The sequence below is a fragment of the Dyella sp. 2RAB6 genome, from assembly GCF_052115385.1.
Classification (GTDB): Bacteria; Pseudomonadota; Gammaproteobacteria; order Xanthomonadales; family Rhodanobacteraceae; genus Dyella_D.
Genome location: NZ_JBFRGP010000034.1, coordinates 1 through 16,854, shown reverse-complemented (window position 1 = coordinate 16,854; position 16,854 = coordinate 1). Strand labels below are relative to the sequence as shown.

Annotated in this window: 14 protein-coding genes and 1 pseudogene; 8 read left to right on the top strand and 7 right to left on the bottom strand. The window is 66.8% G+C overall.

Translation table 11 applies throughout. From position 1 onward, the window contains the following. Window positions 1-839: 839 nt before the first annotated feature. The 3 genes from AB4083_RS22255 to AB4083_RS22245 are packed head-to-tail and all read right to left on the bottom strand — an operon-like array spanning window position 840 to window position 3,578. On the bottom strand, window positions 840-1,532 hold the full coding sequence (locus AB4083_RS22255) for an aspartate/glutamate racemase family protein (RefSeq protein WP_441610693.1): 693 nt from the start codon (window positions 1,530-1,532) through the stop codon (window positions 840-842). A 17-nt stretch (window positions 1,533-1,549) separates the two neighbouring features. Beyond that, window positions 1,550-2,911: an amino acid permease gene (locus AB4083_RS22250; RefSeq protein ID WP_441610692.1), complete on the bottom strand. Its 1,362-nt coding sequence runs from the start codon at window positions 2,909-2,911 to the stop codon at window positions 1,550-1,552. 52 nt (window positions 2,912-2,963) lie between these two features. Then, entirely contained in the window at window positions 2,964-3,578 is a 615-nt protein-coding gene (locus AB4083_RS22245; RefSeq protein WP_441610691.1) for a rhomboid family intramembrane serine protease, read from the bottom strand. A gap of 705 nt (window positions 3,579-4,283) precedes the next feature. On the opposite strand from AB4083_RS22245, the gene AB4083_RS22240 reads away from it, so the two are divergent. The 3 genes from AB4083_RS22240 to AB4083_RS22230 all read left to right on the top strand — a co-directional run bounded on the left by AB4083_RS22240 (window position 4,284) and on the right by AB4083_RS22230 (window position 9,530). After that, a complete protein-coding gene (locus AB4083_RS22240; protein WP_441610690.1) occupies window positions 4,284-6,872 on the top strand; it encodes a TonB-dependent receptor plug domain-containing protein in 2,589 nt (862 codons plus the stop codon). A gap of 282 nt (window positions 6,873-7,154) precedes the next feature. Next, complete coding sequence (locus tag AB4083_RS22235; protein ID WP_441610689.1) at window positions 7,155-8,804, top strand: M28 family peptidase; 1,650 nt, start codon at window positions 7,155-7,157, stop codon at window positions 8,802-8,804. Window positions 8,805-8,882: 78 nt separating this feature from the next. Further along, window positions 8,883-9,530, top strand: a complete 648-nt coding sequence (locus AB4083_RS22230; RefSeq protein ID WP_441610688.1) for an oxidoreductase — start codon at window positions 8,883-8,885, stop codon at window positions 9,528-9,530. 157 nt (window positions 9,531-9,687) lie between these two features. Here the strand turns inward: AB4083_RS22230 and AB4083_RS22225 are convergent, their stop codons facing one another. The 3 genes from AB4083_RS22225 to AB4083_RS22215 form a co-directional block, all read right to left on the bottom strand. Continuing rightward, on the bottom strand, window positions 9,688-10,320 hold the full coding sequence (locus AB4083_RS22225) for a C40 family peptidase (RefSeq protein WP_441610687.1): 633 nt from the start codon (window positions 10,318-10,320) through the stop codon (window positions 9,688-9,690). Window positions 10,321-10,605: 285 nt separating this feature from the next. Beyond that, window positions 10,606-11,307, bottom strand: a complete 702-nt coding sequence (locus AB4083_RS22220) for a YggS family pyridoxal phosphate-dependent enzyme (protein WP_441610686.1) — start codon at window positions 11,305-11,307, stop codon at window positions 10,606-10,608. Between the two features lie 13 nt (window positions 11,308-11,320). Further along, on the bottom strand, window positions 11,321-12,745 hold the full coding sequence (locus tag AB4083_RS22215; protein WP_441610685.1) for a M20 family metallopeptidase: 1,425 nt from the start codon (window positions 12,743-12,745) through the stop codon (window positions 11,321-11,323). A 209-nt stretch (window positions 12,746-12,954) separates the two neighbouring features. On the opposite strand from AB4083_RS22215, the gene AB4083_RS22210 reads away from it, so the two are divergent. From AB4083_RS22210 to AB4083_RS22190, 5 genes are all read left to right on the top strand, one after another. Beyond that, window positions 12,955-13,281: a ComEA family DNA-binding protein gene (locus AB4083_RS22210; protein ID WP_441610684.1), complete on the top strand. Its 327-nt coding sequence runs from the start codon at window positions 12,955-12,957 to the stop codon at window positions 13,279-13,281. 168 nt (window positions 13,282-13,449) lie between these two features. After that, window positions 13,450-13,923 (top strand): SET domain-containing protein-lysine N-methyltransferase, encoded by a 474-nt coding sequence (locus tag AB4083_RS22205; RefSeq protein ID WP_441610683.1) that lies wholly within the window; start codon window positions 13,450-13,452, stop codon window positions 13,921-13,923. 7 nt (window positions 13,924-13,930) lie between these two features. Continuing rightward, a complete protein-coding gene (locus AB4083_RS22200) occupies window positions 13,931-14,473 on the top strand; it encodes a GNAT family N-acetyltransferase (RefSeq protein ID WP_441610682.1) in 543 nt (180 codons plus the stop codon). Between the two features lie 4 nt (window positions 14,474-14,477). Then, entirely contained in the window at window positions 14,478-15,035 is a 558-nt protein-coding gene (locus AB4083_RS22195) for a HutD/Ves family protein (protein ID WP_441610681.1), read from the top strand. 137 nt (window positions 15,036-15,172) lie between these two features. Further along, on the top strand, window positions 15,173-16,378 hold the full coding sequence (locus tag AB4083_RS22190; protein ID WP_441610680.1) for a hypothetical protein: 1,206 nt from the start codon (window positions 15,173-15,175) through the stop codon (window positions 16,376-16,378). A 334-nt stretch (window positions 16,379-16,712) separates the two neighbouring features. Here the strand turns inward: AB4083_RS22190 and AB4083_RS22185 are convergent. After that, a pseudogene (locus tag AB4083_RS22185) lies at window positions 16,713-16,854 on the bottom strand (IS30 family transposase); the annotation flags it as partial.

Below are 16,854 nucleotides of genomic sequence, written 5' to 3'. Positions count from 1 at the left end.
CCTTCTCCCTCCGGGAGCACGCGGGGAGGGCACAGGGATGTGCCCGGCTTTGAGGAGCGAGGAAGGTGCCGGCAGGCGGATGAGGGTTCGGGCGGAGCGGGGAGTGAAAGCTCGCAGCACCGGCGTAGGTTGGGGTTCGCCTGCGGCTCACCCCAACCTACGCCGTGCGCTTACGCGGCCAGGTCCTCCATCAGCTCATTCACTTCATCGCTGAAGGTCGTCGATGTGTGTCCGAAACACTGAGCATCGACGAYCTGCCCAGGCTATCGAAGCGACCAACGATCGTCTGTAAGGCTTCGGCGATTCTTTGTAGGTGTTTGCGGGTGAGGTATGACGGATGTTGCGCTCCGCCCGAACCCTCATCCGCCTGCCGGCACCTTCCTCGCTCCTCAAAGCCGGGCACATCCCTGTGCCCTCCCCGCGTGCTCCCGGAGGGAGAAGGATTCGAACTGGGAGGTTGAGGCAATAAGCAGCACTCAAGCTGGCATCAGTTCTTGAACGTCCTCTCGGCGACGGCACGTTGAAGGACGCGTCACGAAACCGCGCTCCCGCTTCGTGTCGACTCTGGTTAATCCCTTTCCACAACCGTCACTGCTCCTTCTAGTCGCGTCGCGAGCCCTTGCTCTTAGGCCATTTCTTTTTGGTTACTTTTAGTCGAGGTCCCCCTTGAGGGGATTGGGCCAGCAAAGAAAAAGTAACTCGGGCGCCGGCAGGCGCACGAAATGCCCGCTGCATAAGCGGCCAAATCGCGGTAACGCGACAACCAGGCGATAAAGTCGCTGGATCCCAGCTTCCGCTGGGATGACGAGTAGAGAGGCCTACGCCGCGATGACAGGCAATCAGCCCAGCATGAAATCCACAGCAGCAGCGGCATGCAATGCCGCCGTATCGAAGAGCGGCACCGGACTATCCTCCCGCCCAACCAACAACCCAATCTCAGTACACCCGAGGATCACCCCCTGCGCCCCCCGCGCAGCGCAATCCACCATCACCTCACGATAAAACTGCCGCGAGGAATCAAGCACCACGCCCGCGCACAACTCCTCGTAAATGATGCGATGCACCTCGCGCCGCTGCCCCTCATCCGGCACCAGGCACCGAATGCCATACCGCTCGCGCAGCCGCTCACGATAGAACTCCTGTTCCATCGTGAACGCCGTGCCCAGCAAAGCCACCTGATGGCACCCGGCGTCACGCAACGCCGCGCCGGTCGGATCGGCAATATGCAAAAACGGCAAGGCGGTCGCCGCCACCACCGCATCCGCCACCTTGTGCATGGTGTTCGTCGCCAACACGATCGCCTCGGCGCCACCGGCCTCAAGGCGCCGCGCCGACGCGGCCAGCAACTTCCCCGCATGATGCCAATCGCCCTGCCGCTGCAGCGCCTCGATCTCGCCGAAATCCAGGCTGTCCAGCAGCAGGCGCGCCGAACGCAACGGACCCAGCCGCTCGCGCACGCCGCGGTTGATCAACTGATAGTAGGCAACCGTGGATTCCCAACTCATGCCACCGATCAAACCCACCGTGCGCATGCGGGGCTCCATGGTCATCAGATCGCCTGCGCTGCCAGCGTGCGCATCCGCGCGCCGACCCCGAGGAACCGGTAGGCCAGCGATAGCAACACCACCCAACCCGCACCCACATACAGCGCCACGCGCGTATCGGGGCTATAGCCGAGCATGAACAAGACGAAGGCCAGGAACAGCAGGCAGACCACGCTGGTCAGCGGCCATGCGCGCAGCGGGAAACGAGTGGCGCCATAGCGGCGGCGGAAACTGTAGTGGGCGATCAGCACCATCATCCAGGTCCACACCGTGTTGAAGGCGAGGATCGACATCATCATCGCGAAGATGCGTTCCGGCAGCAGGTAGTTCAGCACCACACCGAGGACCAGGCAGACCAGCGTCACCAGCACGGCACGCACCGGCACGCCATGCTCGCTCACCTTGCCCAGGAAGGCCGGCGCCTGCGATTTGGTGGACAGGCTATAGAGCATGCGGCTGCCGCTGAAGGTGGTGCTGTTGAAGCCCGACAGCGCCGCGGTGATCACCACGAAGTTGATCAGGCCGGCCGCTTGCGGAATGCCCAGCTTGCCGAAGGTGGTGACGAAGGGGCTGCCCTGCGTGCCGAGCTGGTTCCACGGGTAGATCGCCATGATCACGAACAGCGCGCCCACGTAGAAAATCAGGATGCGCCACAGCACCGAGTTCACCGCGCGCGGAATGGTGCGCTCCGGCTGCGCCGCTTCGCCCGCGGCCATGCCGATGGTCTCGATGCCGCCGAAGGCGAACACTACCACCGGCAGCGCCAGCACCATGCCGGTGAAGCCATGTGGGAACCAGCCGCCGTGCTGCCACAGGTTGACCAGGCCCACCGGCTGGCCGCCGTTGCCCCAGCCCAGCCAGATCATGCCGGCGCCGCCGAGGATCATCAGCACCACCGTGACCACCTTGATCAGGGTGAACCAGAATTCCATCTCGCCATAGACCTTCACCGCCATCAGGTTCAGGCCGCCGATCATCGCCACGCTGCCGAACACCCAGATCCATTGCGGCAGGTCCGGAAACCACTGGCGCATATAGATGCCCACCGCGGTGCTCTCGGCCATGCCGACGCCGACCATCAGGATCCAGTAGTTCCACCCGGTGAGATAACCGGCGAACGGCCCGAGATAACGGTGCGCATAGGTGCTGAAGGAACCGGCCACCGGATCGTGCACGGCCATCTCGCCCAGCGCGCGCATGATGATGAAGATCATCGCGCCGCCGAACAGATAGGCGAACAGCACCGACGGGCCGGCCAGGTTGATCGCATTGGCCGAGCCGAGGAACAGGCCGGCGCCGATCGCCATCCCCAGGGCCATGAAGGTGATATGGCGCGGGGTGAGCCGGCGCTGCAGGTGCTGAGTCATCGAGGGAATAACCGCGAAGTGGAAAGGATCAGCGCATCAGGCGCCGGTGGGCCTAGCGCATCAAGCGCCGTTTAGGTTTGACCGGCAACTTGCCGCGCCAGTACTGCAGCAGCACGAAGCCGCCGAGCATGCCGCCCAGGTGGGCGAAATGCGCGACGCCGGGCATCCAGCCGGTGGTGCCGGAGACCAGTTCCAGCACGCCGTAGCCGGTGACGAACAGCCAGGCGGGAATCTGTGCCGGGATCGGGAACACGATCAGCCGCTCGTGCGGCCACAGCATGCCGAAGGCCAGCAGCAGACCGAAGATCGCGCCGGAGGCACCCACCGTGGGAGTCTGGAATTCCTGCTCGACGAAGCGCAGCCACAGCAGTTGCAGGATCGACGCGGTGATCAGGCAGACGAAGTAATAGATGGTGTAGTTGCGCGTCCCCAGCAGCCGCTCGATGCGGCCACCGAACATGAACAAGGCGTACATGTTGAAGGCCAGATGCATCCAGCCGCCGTGCATGAAGGCGTTGGTGACGATCTGCCAGGGCTGGAAATAGCCGCCGCCCAGGGGCCACAGCGCCAGGGGCACCAGGATGTCCGGCCACAGCATCTGCAGCAGGAAGATCGCGACATTGGCGATCAGCAGGTTACGGGTTACCGGTGCGAGGTCGTAGAACATGGTCGGTTCCGTGGGCAACGGCCAAGAGTAGCGCACTCGTAGCGGCTGCCGCGGGGCGCCGCTTTCGACGGTCCGTGGCGCACCGCAACATACTGCGACAACTCGCCGCACCTTCCGCAAGGAACCTTGTGGGGCGCGGCCTGGCGCCGCTGCGGCGGGGGTTTCGCCGTGGCGGCGCGAACGTGCACCCTCACCTCGGGTTGACATCGCCACGCCGCAATGCACAAATGGACGTCCATACGGCCGAACCCCCACGCGCCGTCTCGTCCCCAGCAGGAACGCCACAGCTCGTGACTATCCAGGGTTGCCATCGGCTCGCCAGCACCACGCATCGCATGCAAGCGATGTGTTGCCGCTGTTGTTGCTGATCGCGCGCACTTCCCTGTCTAGCCGGGCCCAGGCCCGGATCCTTCAAGCAAGCCGGCGTCGATGACGCCCGCCGCAGCGGATCCCACGATGCACTCCTTGCCGTTCCCTGCTTCGCTTCGACATCGCCACCACGCCGCCGCCGGCGCGGCCTGCTGTTGTCGTCGCTGTCGAATGTGTCGCTGCGGCTGAGCCCGCGACCTTAGGCGTTTCCCCGCGCCGCCACTGACGCCGTCCCACGGCGTACTCCCCGAACGCAGCTCTCCCGCTGCATCCCGCGCGTCCTCCGCACCTGGCTGCATGCCGGGAGGGGCGCGCTCACAGGAATGTTTTGATCCCATGTACAAGACCCGCCTGCTCCCGTTTGCCATCGCCTCGGCGCTCGCGCTGTCCTCGCTGCACGCGGAGGACGCCGACGACAAGAAGGCCACCCAGCTCGAAGCGATCACCGTCACCGGCTCGAACATCAAGACCACCGACCTGGAAGGCCCCAGCCCGGTGCAGACCATCACCGCCGGGCAGATCCGCAGCAGCGGCAAGACCACCCTGCCCGACCTGCTGCGCTCGATCTCCGCCAACAGCGGCAACAGCGTCAACGAACAGCTCACCGGCAGCTTCTCCGCCGGTACCGCCGGCATCTCGCTGCGCGGCCTGGGCCAGAAGAACACGCTGGTGCTGGTGGACGGCAAGCGCGTCGCCAACTACGCCACCGCGTACGAATTGCAGGACACCTTCGTCGACCTCAACGCACTGCCGCTGGCGGCGGTGGAACGCATCGAAGTGCTGAAGGACGGCGCCTCCGCGGTGTACGGCTCCGATGCGATCGCCGGCGTGGTCAACATCATCCTCAAGCAGAACTACCAGGGCGCCGAAGTCGGCGCGAACGTCGGCGGCAGCACCGAAGGCAGCGGCCAGCGCTCGAACAATTTCCACCTGCTGCTGGGCCAGGGCGACCTGAAGAAAGACGGCTACAACGTGTTCTTCGCGCTCGACGGCACGCGCAGCTCGCAACTCAACCAGGACGACGTGAGCTGGCTGCGCGACAACGACTTCCGCAACCGGCCCGGCGGCCGCCTCAACTGGACGCCGACCAACTACTACAACAACGACCCCACCCAGGGCTTCGCCAACGCCGTGGGCCCGGTGCGCAAAGTACCCTACGGCGCGATCACACCAGGCAAGAGCGGCGAGACCTGGACCTATAACCCGGCGCAGTACACCTCGCTGATTCCCGGCGTGGAGCGCTACCACGCGGTGCTGAAGGCGACGGTCAAACTCACCGACCAGATCGACGCTTACGGCGAAGCGATCTACAGCCGCAGCCACGCCGCCTTCGTGTTCAGCGGACCGCTGGCGATCGGCAGCGGCCTGCGCGCGTGGGACAACGCCAACCAGAGGCTCGTCAACATCGATACGACACTACCGGCAGGCAACCCCGCCAATCCGTACGGCGTACCGACGCCGGTGAACACCAACCTGTGGGACGTGGGCCAGCGCAACAAGCGCGACCGCACCATCTTCACGCGCTTCCTCGGCGGCCTTAAGGGCCATACCGGCGCATGGGATTGGGACGTGTCGGCCGAGCACTCCGAGAGCAGCCTGAAGGAATACGTCACCAACTTCGGCAACCGCTACGCGTTCCAGTCGCTGCTGGCCAATGGCGGCTACAACTTCGCCGCCGACAATAATTCGCAGCAGGCCATCGATGCGCTGCGCCTGTCCACCATCCGCCCCGCGGTATCGCGCCTCACCGCGGTGAACGCCACCGCCAGCACGCAGCTGTTCGACCTGCCGGCCGGCACGGTGGGTTTCGCCGCCGGTTATGAGTTCCGCAACGAGTCGATCAACTCGCGCACTTCACAGGCGGTGCTGTCCGGTTCGGAACTGCGTCCGGCCATCGACGTGATCCGCGGCTCGCGCGACGTGCAGGCAGGCTATGCCGAGTTCAACCTGCCGATCCTCACCACGCTGGAAGCGGGCATCGCCGGACGCCTCGATCACTACAGCGATTTCGGCAATGCCTTCGCGCCGAAGTTCACACTGCGCTACCAGCCGCAGGACTGGCTGCTGCTGCGCGGCTCGTACTCGCGCGGCTTCCGCGCACCGTCGCTGCCGGAAATCACCCACAGCACCGCGGTGAGCTACAGCACGGTGGTCGATCCGTACGATCCGGTCACACCCGGCCAGCGCCGCGGCTATACCGACGTGTTCGCCGCCAATCCGAACCTGCGGCCGGAGCGCTCGGAGAACTACAACGGCGGCTTCGTGATCTCGCCCAGCGCCGACACCAGCCTCGGCGCGGACTACTACCACATCGTGCAGCGCGGCATCATCGGCCCCGACGACGACGCCACCCTGGTGCAGCGCAAGGACCCGCGCGTGCAACGCGATGCGCAAGGCCGCATCAGCATCATCACCAACCAGTACCGCAACCAGCAGAGCCTCACCACCGACGGCGTGGACCTCACTTTCCACCAGGCGCTGCACACGGCGAACGCGGGCGACTTCGCGCTCGACGGCAACTGGACGCGCCTGCTCAAGTACAGCCAGCCGCGCGTGGCGGGCGATGCGCCGGTCAATGGCGCCGGCACCAATATCTTCGGCTCACTGCCGAAGTGGCGCGGCAGCACCGGCCTGACCTGGAGCTACCGCGACTTCGCCAGCACGCTGACCTGGTACTACGTGGGCGGCTACCGGCAGAACCCGGACAACCGGCTGGCGCCGGCGTATCCGGAGCGAGTGAAGGCGTGGAGCACGTTCGACCTGAGCATCGCCTACACCGGCCTGGCGAAGACCACGCTGACGCTGGCCGTGCAGAACCTGCAGAACCGCCGGCCGCCGTGGGATCCGTCGAATACCTACTACGACCTGACGCAGGCGGACCCGCGCGGGCGTTATGTGTATGTGGGTGCGGATTACCGCTTCTGAGTATCCCGACGTAGAGCCCCTCTCCCGTCGGGAGAGGGGTTGGGGTGAGGGTACGGGCGAAGTGGTGCGCACCACTCCGCCCGCACCCTCATCCGGCTGCCGCCACCTTCTCCCGCAGGGAGAAGGGACACAACCTAAGGCCGCGAACCACACCATACTTTTCGACAAACAAACCCAATCGCATGAAGCTGCTGCGCCCGCTGCTGAACGCGAAATCTTGCGCGTTTTCAGCGGGCCGCGGCGCGGTTACATTCGCGCAGGTCCCGCAGCGGGAGTCGGGGAATGCGCCGCTTTCTGTCCATCATCGTGATGAGCGCCATGCTGGCTGCATGCCAGCAGCATGCGTCGTCGTCGCGCGACGGCGAGATCGCAGCGAACTTTTCGCCCGGCATCATGCCGGAGGATTTGGCCGTCCATTTCCACGCGCTGTCCGCGCCCGCGTTGCGCGATCGCTCGCCCGGCAGCGCCGGTGAGCGGCATACCGTCGATTATCTGATTGCGCAGTTCCAGCGCATGGGCCTGCAGCCCGGTGCCGATGGCCAGTGGACGCAGAACGTGCCCTATGTGCGCGGCACCGTGCTGCATCCGGAGCGCATGACCCTGCAGATCGCCGGCGGCGCGCAGCCGCTGTCGCTGGCCTACGGCATCGACATGGTCGCCAACTCGCCCGCCAACCGGGCCAGCACCGCGATCGAACGCTCGCCGCTGGTGTTCGCCGGCTATGGCATCGACGATCCGACGCAGGACTGGGACGACTACGCCGGCGCGGACGTCAAGGGCAAGACGGTGGTGCTGCTGGCCAACGATCCGGGCTGGGGCAGCCAGGATCCGGCACTGTTCCATGGCCGCACGCCCACCTTGTTCGGCTCCTGGCGCTACAAGCTGGAACAGGCCGCGCGCCACGGTGCCGCGGCGATGTTCGTGGTGCACGACGAAGCCGCCTCGGGTTATCCCTGGGACGCGGTGCGCCAGCGCTGGAGCGGCCCCTGGTACACCTTGCCCGGCGATGCGAATGCGGCGCCGGGCATCGCCGGCTGGTTGAGCGACGACGCCGCCCGCCGGCTGTTCGCCAGCGCGGGGCAGGATTTCCAGGCGCTGCGCGCCGCCGCGCATCGCCACGGCTTCCGGCCGGTGACGCTGGGGGCGAACGCCAGCCTGTCGTTCCAGAGCAGCATCAGCCACGGCGTGTCGCCCAATGTGATCGCGCGCCTGTCCGGCACCAGGCAGGCGGACGACGCGATCGTCTACAGCGCGCACTGGAATCACCCGGATGCGCGCGACAGCCAGTCGCTGCACGGCGTGGCCGAAAGCGCGGCGGGCCTGGCCGGCCTGCTCGAACTGGCTGAGGCGTTCGCGCACCGCGCACCCAAGCCGCATCGCAGCCTGCTGTTCGCCGCGCTGACCATGGAGGAATCCGGCCAGCTCGGTTCGCGCTGGTACGTCGACCATCCGCCGGTGGCGATGGAACACACGGTGGCCGAGATCCAGCTCGACGCGCTGCCATGGCTGGGCCCGAGCCGCGACCTGGACGTGCTCGGCTACGGCCAGTCGCAGCTGGACGACTACCTGGCCGAGGCGCTGCACAACCAGCATCGCCATATCAGTTCCGCCGATGAACGCGCCGGCATGCAGTTGTTCCGCTCCGACGCACTGAGCTTCGCCACCCGCGGCGTGCCGGTGCTGTATGCCCGTTCCGGCATGGATTTGAGAGACGGCGGCGACGCCGCCGGCCGCAAGCGCTACGGCGACTACCTGGCCGCCAGCACCATGGCGCCACCGGCGGACGGCGCCCCGACCTGGGACCTGCGCGGACTGGTGGACGACCTGCGCGCACTGTTCATGGTCGGCGGCAAGCTGTCGACCGAGACCGCCTATCCGCAGTGGAAACCGACCGCCAGTTTCCACCGGCCCGTGACGGTGGTCGCGCGCTAGCGTTTTCGCGCCGGGTCGTTACGCGCAACAAAGGTACGGCGTGGCAAGCTGTGCGCGTCGGGTTTCCGCACCGCATCCATGACCGCTTCGCCCTTCCATGTCCTGCTCGCCGGCGCCACCGGCCTCACCGGCGGCTGTGTGCTGCGCGAGCTGCTGGCCGATCCCACCGTTGCGCGCGTCATGGCGCCGACGCGCCACGCGCTGCCGCGCGCGCCCCGGCTGGAGAACCCCGTGGGCATGCTCCACCGCGTCCTGCCCACCCTGCAGCCGCCGCTGGACGTGGCGATCTGCTGCCTCGGCACCACCATCGCCCAGGCCGGCTCGCGCGAAGCCTTCCGCATGGCCGACTACGACTTGCCGCTGGCAGTGGCGCGGCGCGCGCGCAAACTCGGCGCGCGGCACTTCCTGGTGATGAGCTCGATCGGCGCGAGTGCGGCGTCGCGCACCTTCTACACGCGGGTGAAGGGTGAGCTGGAACAGGCATTGATCGAACAAGGCTGGCCACAACTGACCTTCGTACGCCCGTCGCTGCTGCTCGGTGCGCGGCAGGAATTCCGCCTCGGCGAAGCCTTCGCCGCACCGCTGTCGCGCCTGCTGCCCGGCCGCTGGCGCGGCATCCATGTCGAGACCGTTGCGCGCGCGTTGTGGCGGCTGGCGCGGGAGCCGGGCGAAGGTGTGCGTATTGTCGAGTCGGACGAGTTGCGGCGTGTGGGAGCACCGCCGTAGGTTGGGGTGAGCGCCAGCGAACCCCGACATGGCAACGTTCGAAGCCTCGCGCACGTTGGGGTTCGCTGACGCTCACCCCAACCTACGACGGGCCGAACCGCGCCCCATAAAAAAGGCCGCCCTTAGGCGGCCTTGGACTGCCGAACCCGAAAAAGTGTCAGCCGTTCTGCGCCATACCCTCAGGGCGCTTCGCACCAGCAAACCGCTTGGCCCAGTAGCTCTCATCCAGGCTGTCGACCCGCACCGTCTTGCCATGCGAAGGCGAATGAATGAACTGCCCATTGGCGATGTAGATACCCACGTGCGAGATGCGACCGCCACCGCGGCGACCGCCGGCCGTGCGGAAGAACACCAGGTCGCCCGGCTGCATCTCGGTGCGATTGACCTTCAGGCCAGCCACGAACTGCCCGGCCGAATTGGTCGGCAACTCCAGCCCGACCGCATGCGAGAACACATAGCGCACAAAACCGCTGCAATCGAAACCGGTCGAAGGATCGTGGCCGCCGCGCACATAGCGGATATCGCGCAGCTGCATGGCCAGGTCGATCAGGGTCTTGCGCAGATCGTCGGCGTTGCTGGCCTGCTCCTCGATCGCCGGAGCGGCGGGCAGTGCGGACTGGGAAAGCATCTGGGCCGGGGCGAGCGCGGCGAACTGGCTCAGCAGCGGCGGGGTGATGGTGGCGACAGCAGGGGCGGCCTTGGACTGTCCACTGGGGCTGGCGAGCACGGGGCCGGAAACGAACGCGGCGGCAGCCAGCACGGAGAGGACGGTCAATCGCTTGATTGGCATGCGGGAGAAATCCCCTTGCTGTTCACGGGATTGGCCGTCGGATGTGTCGACGACCGTGACGAAGTCGTGAACTTAGCAAAGCGATATAGATCGTATGTTCGATCCGGGTTAACTAAACCCCGCAGTTTCGAAACAATGAAGGGCTCAGCAACGTGCGGCATCCCCATGAAAGCACGATGGAATCACTGCAAGTGGGCAGCCCATCTAGGAAAACTTCCTAGAAAGATCCGCTGCAAAAGTGTGACGGAGGTCCGTAACAGGACTGCAAGCTAGATGAAGCGCTATTCAGCCGCGCCGACCGAAGATCGCCGTCCCGATGCGCAGCTCGGTCGCACCCTCGGCCACCGCCAGGGGGAAATCCCCGCTCATGCCCATGGAGAGCCGCGGCAGCTGGTGGCCCTCGCTGGCCATACGGTCGCGCAGCTCGCGCAGCAGGCGGAAGCAGGCGCGCACCGGGGCAGGGTCGTCCGCCAGCACGGCCATGGTCATCAGGCCGCGCACGCGCAGGGTGTCCAGGCCGCGCAGGCGGGCCAGGAAGGCCGGCAGCTCGGCCGGGTCCAGGCCCTGCTTGGCTTCCTCCGGCGAGGTCTTCACCTGCACCAGCACGTCGATGGCGCGGCCTTCCGCCTGCAGGCGGCGGTCGAGCGCCTCGGCCAGCTCCCAGCGGTCCAGCGACTGCACTTCGGCGGCGAGCCGGGCCACGTCCCTGGCCTTGTTGGTCTGCAGATGCCCGATCACCACCCAGTCGATCGCGCAGTCGGCCAGCGGGCCGGCCTTCTCGCGGATCTCCTGCAGCTTGTTCTCGCCGAAGCGCTGCAGCCCCAGCCCGGTCGCGGCGCGGATGGCATCCGCGCTGAAAGTCTTGCTGACCGGCAGCACGTCGACCTCGGCCGGGTCACGGCCGGCCTCGCGGCAGGCGGCGTCGACGCGCTGGCGTACCGCGGCCCAGTTGGCCGCGAGGTAGCCGAAGTTGCCGGCGCCGCTCACCACGGAAACCGGTTCAAGCCGCGCCGCCCTGCTCGAAGTGGCGCGCCACCACTTCGGCCACCACCATGCTCACCTTCTTGCCGGTGGGGATGTGCAGGAATTCGTTCGGACCATGCGCATTGGAGTGCGGGCCGAGCACGCCGGTGATCAGGAACTGCGCCTTGGGGAATTTCTCGCCCAGCATGCCCATGAAGGGAATGCTGCCGCCCTCGCCCATGTAGCTGGCCGGCGCGCCGAAGTGGTTCTGCGACGCCTGCGCCACCGTCTGCTCCAGCCACGGCGAAAGCTGCGGCGCGTGCCAGCCGCCGCCGTCCTTCTCCAGCTTGAAGCTGATCCGGGCGCCGTACGGCGGATCCTGCTCCAGCAGCTGCTTGACGAACTGGCCGGCCTCGCTGCCGTTGAGCGTCGGCGGCAGGCGCAGGCTGAGCTTCACCGAAGTCTTCGGGCGCAACACGTTGCCGGCGCTCTCCAGCGGCGGCAGGCCATCCGCACCGGTCACCGCCAGCTGCGGGCGCCAGGAGCGGTTGAGCACCAGCTCGGTGAGGTCTTCGGTGACCGGATGCATGCCGGCGACGAAGGGAAACTTCTCGTAGATCGCCTTGCCCAGCACCTCGGACGCCTGCCGTGCCTGCTCCACGCGCTGCGCGGGAATCTCGACGTACAGCTCCTGCGGCTTGATCGTGCCGGTCTGCGGGTCCTCCAGGCGCGACAGCACGTCGCGCAGGATGCGGAAGCTCGAGGGCACCACGCCGGAGGCGTCGCCCGAATGCACGCCCTCTTCCAGCACCTGCACGCTCAGCTCGCCGCCGGTCATGCCGCGCAGCGAGGTGGTCAGCCATAGCTGGTCGTAGTTGCCGCAGCCCGAATCCAGGCACACCACCAGCGACGGATGGCCGATGCGCGCGGCCAGATGGTCGACGTAGTACGGCAGGTCGTAGCTGCCCGATTCCTCGCAGGCCTCGATCAGCACCACGCAGCGCGCGTGCGGGATGCCCTGCTCGCGCAGCGCCAGCAGCGCGGCGAGCGAACCGAAGATGGCGTAGCCGTCGTCGGCGCCGCCGCGGCCGTAGAGCTTGTCGCCCCTGATCACCGGGGTCCACGGGCCCAGGCCCTCGGCCCAGCCGGTCATCTCCGGCTGCTTGTCGAGATGGCCGTACAGCATCACGGCGTCGTCGCCCTGGCCGGGCACGTCGATATAGATCAGCGGCGTGCGGCCTTCCAGGCGCACCACTTCCAGCGTCGCGCCGGGCAGCGCCGGCAGCTTGCTGCGCGCCCAGGTCTCCATCAGCTTGACCGCCGCATCCATGTAGCCGTGTTCCACCCACTTCGGATCGAACATCGGCGACTTGTTGGGAATGCGGATGTACTCCATCAGCTGCGGCACGATCTCGTCATCCCACAGACCGCTGACGAAGTGCGAAAGACGGGCGGTATCCATGGGCGAACTCCAGCGATGGGGAAAGCGCCGATTGTATCAGCGCAGGCCGAAAGCCCGCCGACAACGCGTAGGCGCACGCCCACGCGTTGCGGCGATGCAGGCGCACCGCAGCGCGATACGCACGCCGACTGCGGCGAGTGCGCGCGGGCGGCATCGTGGCTGGGCGGTGCAGTGGCACCGCGCTTTCCCACTCGATCAGGAGAATCCCCATGCTTCGCAAGCTCGCCACCTTCATGCTCGGCCTGGCCGCGTGCCTGTCGCTGCACGCCGCCACGCCGGTCAACGTCAACACCGCCGATGCCAGCACCATTGCAAAAGCACTCGACGGCATCGGCCCCGCCAAGGCCGCCGCCATCGTGGCCTGGCGCGAGGAACACGGCCCGTTCAAGAGCGTGGACGAGGTCGGCCAGGTCAAGGGCGTCGGCGCCAGCACGCTGGACCGCAACCGCGCCGCGATCCTGATCACCGAGGAGGGCGCCAAGCCCGAGGCCGGTGCCGCCAAAGCCAGGCCCAAGGCCAAAAAGGCCGAGGAATAAGCTCCAGCCCGCTATACCGCCCGCGCCGGCGCGGCCCTGGCAGGCCGCGCCGGTTGCGCCTACACTCCGCGTTCACGACCGCCCGACCACCGCCTTCACGACCCAGGCCGGAGCCGTCACAGGGGCCATGTACCTGATTCAATTGCGCAACCATTTGCTTTCCACGCCATGATCCTGCCGCGTTACCGCATTGCCGCCTCGGCTATCGGAGGCGCCGGCAAGGGGCTGTTCCTGGAGGAAGACCTCGCCGCCGGTCGCGTCGTGACCGCGCCGGACGCGATCGACCGTACCTGGAGCCTCTCGCAGATCACCGCCTCGCCCGAGCTGCAGGTGCAGCTCTACGCCGCTGCGCGCTGGTTCGAGGACCGCTACACGCTGTCCCCCGACTGGCCGGACGAGTGCTACATCAACCACAGCTTCGAACCCACCGGGCTGTGGCACCTGGGTTTCGTGTTCGCCGCGCGCGACCTGCCCGCGGGCAGCGAAATCACCGTGGACTATCGCCACCTGCTGCCGCCCGGGCAGGAAGAAGACTTCATCGATTCGGCCACCGGCGAGAAAATCATCGGCCTGCCCTGGGCCGACAGCCTCGCCACCAGTACCCGTGCCCTCGCCAGCCTGCTGGCCGGCGCCGCCATCTGACACTGCAATGTTCGACATACCCACCCTCGAAACCGCGCGCCTGCGCCTGACCGCCCTCTCCGCCCGGCATTTCGACGACTACGCCGCGATGCTCGCCGACCCCACCAGCACGCGCTGGGTCGGCGACGGCGAACCGCTCGACCGCGGCCACGCCTGGCGTTCGCTGGCGATGCTGCTGGGCCACTGGCCCTTGCGCGGCTACGGCATGTGGGCGCTGGAACTCAAGGACAGCGGCGCCTTCGTCGGCCGCGCCGGCCTGATGAATCCGGAAGGCTGGCCCGACATCGAACTGGGCTGGATGCTCAAGGCCGAATACCGCCACCACGGCTATGCCACCGAAGCCAGCCTCGCCATCCTCGAACATGCCTGGAGCCAGCTGCGCGTGCAGCGCGTGATCAGCCTGGTGCGCGTGGGCAACGAAGCCTCCGACCGCCTGGCCGAACGCCTCGGCGGCGAGCATATCGAGGACATGGATTTCTGCGGCAGCTACAACCACGTGTTCGCGTACTACCCGCCGTATCGCGAAACGCGCCGCGCGGCCTACGCCTGAGCGCATGAGCGCCTTCCACCGCGTGCCCGCCGAAACGCTGCGCGCGGAGCCCTGGGCTAACGGCGCAGGCACCACCACCGTACTGGCCAGCGGCCCCGATCCCGACGCATGGCATTGGCGCCTGAGCATCGCGCACCTGGAAAGCGATGCTGATTTCTCCGCCCTGCCCGGCGTACGCCGTCAATTCACCGCACTCGATGCGCCGCTGGCGCTGAGCTTCGCCGGCAACGAACGACAGGCATTGCGCCTGGCCGTGATCCGCTTCGACGGCGCCGACGCGCCGCACGCACGCTTGACCGACGGCCCCACCCGCGCCTTCAACCTGATGCTGCGCGACGGCGCGGAAGGCGAACTGATCGCACGCCCCTTGAACGGCGCGATGGTGTTGCCGCCATCCGCCGACGCGCACTGGTTCTTGTACCTGCTGGCCGGGCAGGCCGAGCTGCGCACGAGTGGCGAAAGCCTGCGCGCCACGCAGGGTGAATCGGTGTGGATCGAAGCGACGGGCACGCTGCGCATCGAAGGCGGCGGCGAACTGGTGCTGGCGCGCATCGAGGCGTGAGCAGATCGCACCCGCGCCTCGACGATTCGTCCGGGCACAACATCGCCGCTGGCGAAAATCGCCGAATGTCACTCGTCAAATAATTTCGACGTTCGTAATATCCCGCACCCGCTCAGCCGAGCTCGTGCAGGAAGCCGATGAACACCGCCGCCGCGATCGCTCCGACCCCGCGCTCTCCGCTACGCCGCGCGGCCGACGCGATACCCGCCTGTCTCAAGCGCGCACTGCTGCCGTTCCTGCTCTCGCGCCTGATGATCGTGCTGATCTTCAGCGCCGTGCCCTTGATCGCGCAGGTACCGGTCGAGCGCTGGGGCAAGGACGACAGCGTGGCGATCAAGCTGTCCGGCCGCACCGTCGCCGATGGCCTCGGCCATCTGGCGATCGGCAATGATTCGGCCTGGTACTACAGCATCGCCCACGACGGCTACGAGCAGCGCCCGTTCGATACGTCAAAGCAAGCGAACTGGGCGTTCTTTCCGCTGCATCCGCTGATGTGGAAATCGGCCGCGGCAGCGACCGGCGAATGGATCTGGTCCGGCATCGTGCTGTCGAACCTGCTGTTCCTGGCCGCACTGAGTCTGCTGTGGCTGCTCATGCGCCGCCTTGCCGATTCCGAACGCCTCGCCGACCAGGCCACGCTGTTCGCCGCGTTCTGGCCGACCAGCTACTTCGCCATGCTGCCCCATACCGAAGCCTTGTTCTTCACCCTCGTCACCGCCTCCTTCCTCGCCGCCCTCACCCAACGCTGGTGGCTGGCCGGCCTGCTCGGCTTCTGCGCCGGCGCCACCCGCTTGAACGGCCTGTTCCTCGCACCCGCACTGCTCGTGCGCTGGCTCGACAGCGAACGCCGCCTCGCCGACCTGCTGAAACTCGCCCCCATCGCCGGCGGCCTCGCCGCCTTCATGCTTTACCTGTGGACCGCCACCGGCAACCCGCTCGCCTTCAAGGACATCCAGGTCGCATGGGGGCGCGAACTGCACGCGCCATGGACGGCCCTGCTCGATTACCTGCACCACCCGCTGCGCATCATCGCGCCGTGGAATCCGAAGATCCTGCACTTCAGCGCAACGGTGTTGGCGCTGTGCAGTGCAGTGACGTGCTGGAAGCGCGGCTGGCGCGAACTCGCCGTATTTACCGTGCTTACGCTGCTGGCCCCCTTGCTTACCGGCACGCTGACGTCGATGACGCGCTATGCGGGCGTTGCCCCTGGGGTTTATATGGCCTTGGCGCTATGGAGCGAAAAGCATCCGCGGTTCGGGCAGATCTGGATGGCGGTGTCGGCGATGGCGTTGGCGTTGCTAGCCACTTTGTTCGCACTCGGTATCAATGTGGGCGGCGCTTGATCGGGTAACGGACGCTTCCGCAAGCCCCGCCACCCCTCTCCCCGCACGCAGGCCCTCGCGAAGAGCCACGAGCAAGCGGCGCAGCCGCTGCGTTCCGCTTGCGCGCTTTTGATCTGGCTCTGGATCTACCGGGTCCCCTTGGCGCCGGGCGGTGAGGGCTGGACGAAAAGGCCCCGCAGGGGGCGAGGACAGGACGTCCTCGCCTTTTTGACTCGGGCAGGATGCCCGATCAAAAAGCCCGGCCAGCCCTCACGGACCCGTAGCAGCGCAGCTGCGGAGGGCGCCAAGCAGGGTGCCTTTTCTTCTTGGTTACTTCTTCTTTGGGCAGGCGGTTTCAATCGGTCGACGCAACAACTTCCTGCAGCTTCTGGGCAGGTGTCAAGAAGCCCAACGTCTTACGTGGCCGTTCGTTGAGTTCACGCGCCACTTTGTTCAACTGCGCCTGGGTCAGCGACGCCAGATCCATGCCCTTGGGA

Excerpts from the sequence above, each read along its gene's own strand:
- AB4083_RS22255 (WP_441610693.1), bottom strand. The coding sequence starts at position 1,532 with ATGCGCACGGTGGGTTTGATCGGTGGCATGAGTTGGGAATCCACGGTT.
- AB4083_RS22250 (WP_441610692.1), bottom strand. The coding sequence starts at position 2,911 with ATGACTCAGCACCTGCAGCGCCGGCTCACCCCGCGCCATATCACCTTC.
- AB4083_RS22245 (WP_441610691.1), bottom strand. The coding sequence starts at position 3,578 with ATGTTCTACGACCTCGCACCGGTAACCCGTAACCTGCTGATCGCCAAT.
- AB4083_RS22240 (WP_441610690.1), top strand. The coding sequence starts at position 4,284 with ATGTACAAGACCCGCCTGCTCCCGTTTGCCATCGCCTCGGCGCTCGCG.
- AB4083_RS22235 (WP_441610689.1), top strand. The coding sequence starts at position 7,155 with ATGCGCCGCTTTCTGTCCATCATCGTGATGAGCGCCATGCTGGCTGCA.
- AB4083_RS22230 (WP_441610688.1), top strand. The coding sequence starts at position 8,883 with ATGACCGCTTCGCCCTTCCATGTCCTGCTCGCCGGCGCCACCGGCCTC.
- AB4083_RS22225 (WP_441610687.1), bottom strand. The coding sequence starts at position 10,320 with ATGCCAATCAAGCGATTGACCGTCCTCTCCGTGCTGGCTGCCGCCGCG.
- AB4083_RS22215 (WP_441610685.1), bottom strand. The coding sequence starts at position 12,745 with ATGGATACCGCCCGTCTTTCGCACTTCGTCAGCGGTCTGTGGGATGAC.
- AB4083_RS22210 (WP_441610684.1), top strand. The coding sequence starts at position 12,955 with ATGCTTCGCAAGCTCGCCACCTTCATGCTCGGCCTGGCCGCGTGCCTG.
- AB4083_RS22205 (WP_441610683.1), top strand. The coding sequence starts at position 13,450 with ATGATCCTGCCGCGTTACCGCATTGCCGCCTCGGCTATCGGAGGCGCC.
- AB4083_RS22200 (WP_441610682.1), top strand. The coding sequence starts at position 13,931 with ATGTTCGACATACCCACCCTCGAAACCGCGCGCCTGCGCCTGACCGCC.
- AB4083_RS22195 (WP_441610681.1), top strand. The coding sequence starts at position 14,478 with ATGAGCGCCTTCCACCGCGTGCCCGCCGAAACGCTGCGCGCGGAGCCC.
- AB4083_RS22190 (WP_441610680.1), top strand. The coding sequence starts at position 15,173 with ATGAACACCGCCGCCGCGATCGCTCCGACCCCGCGCTCTCCGCTACGC.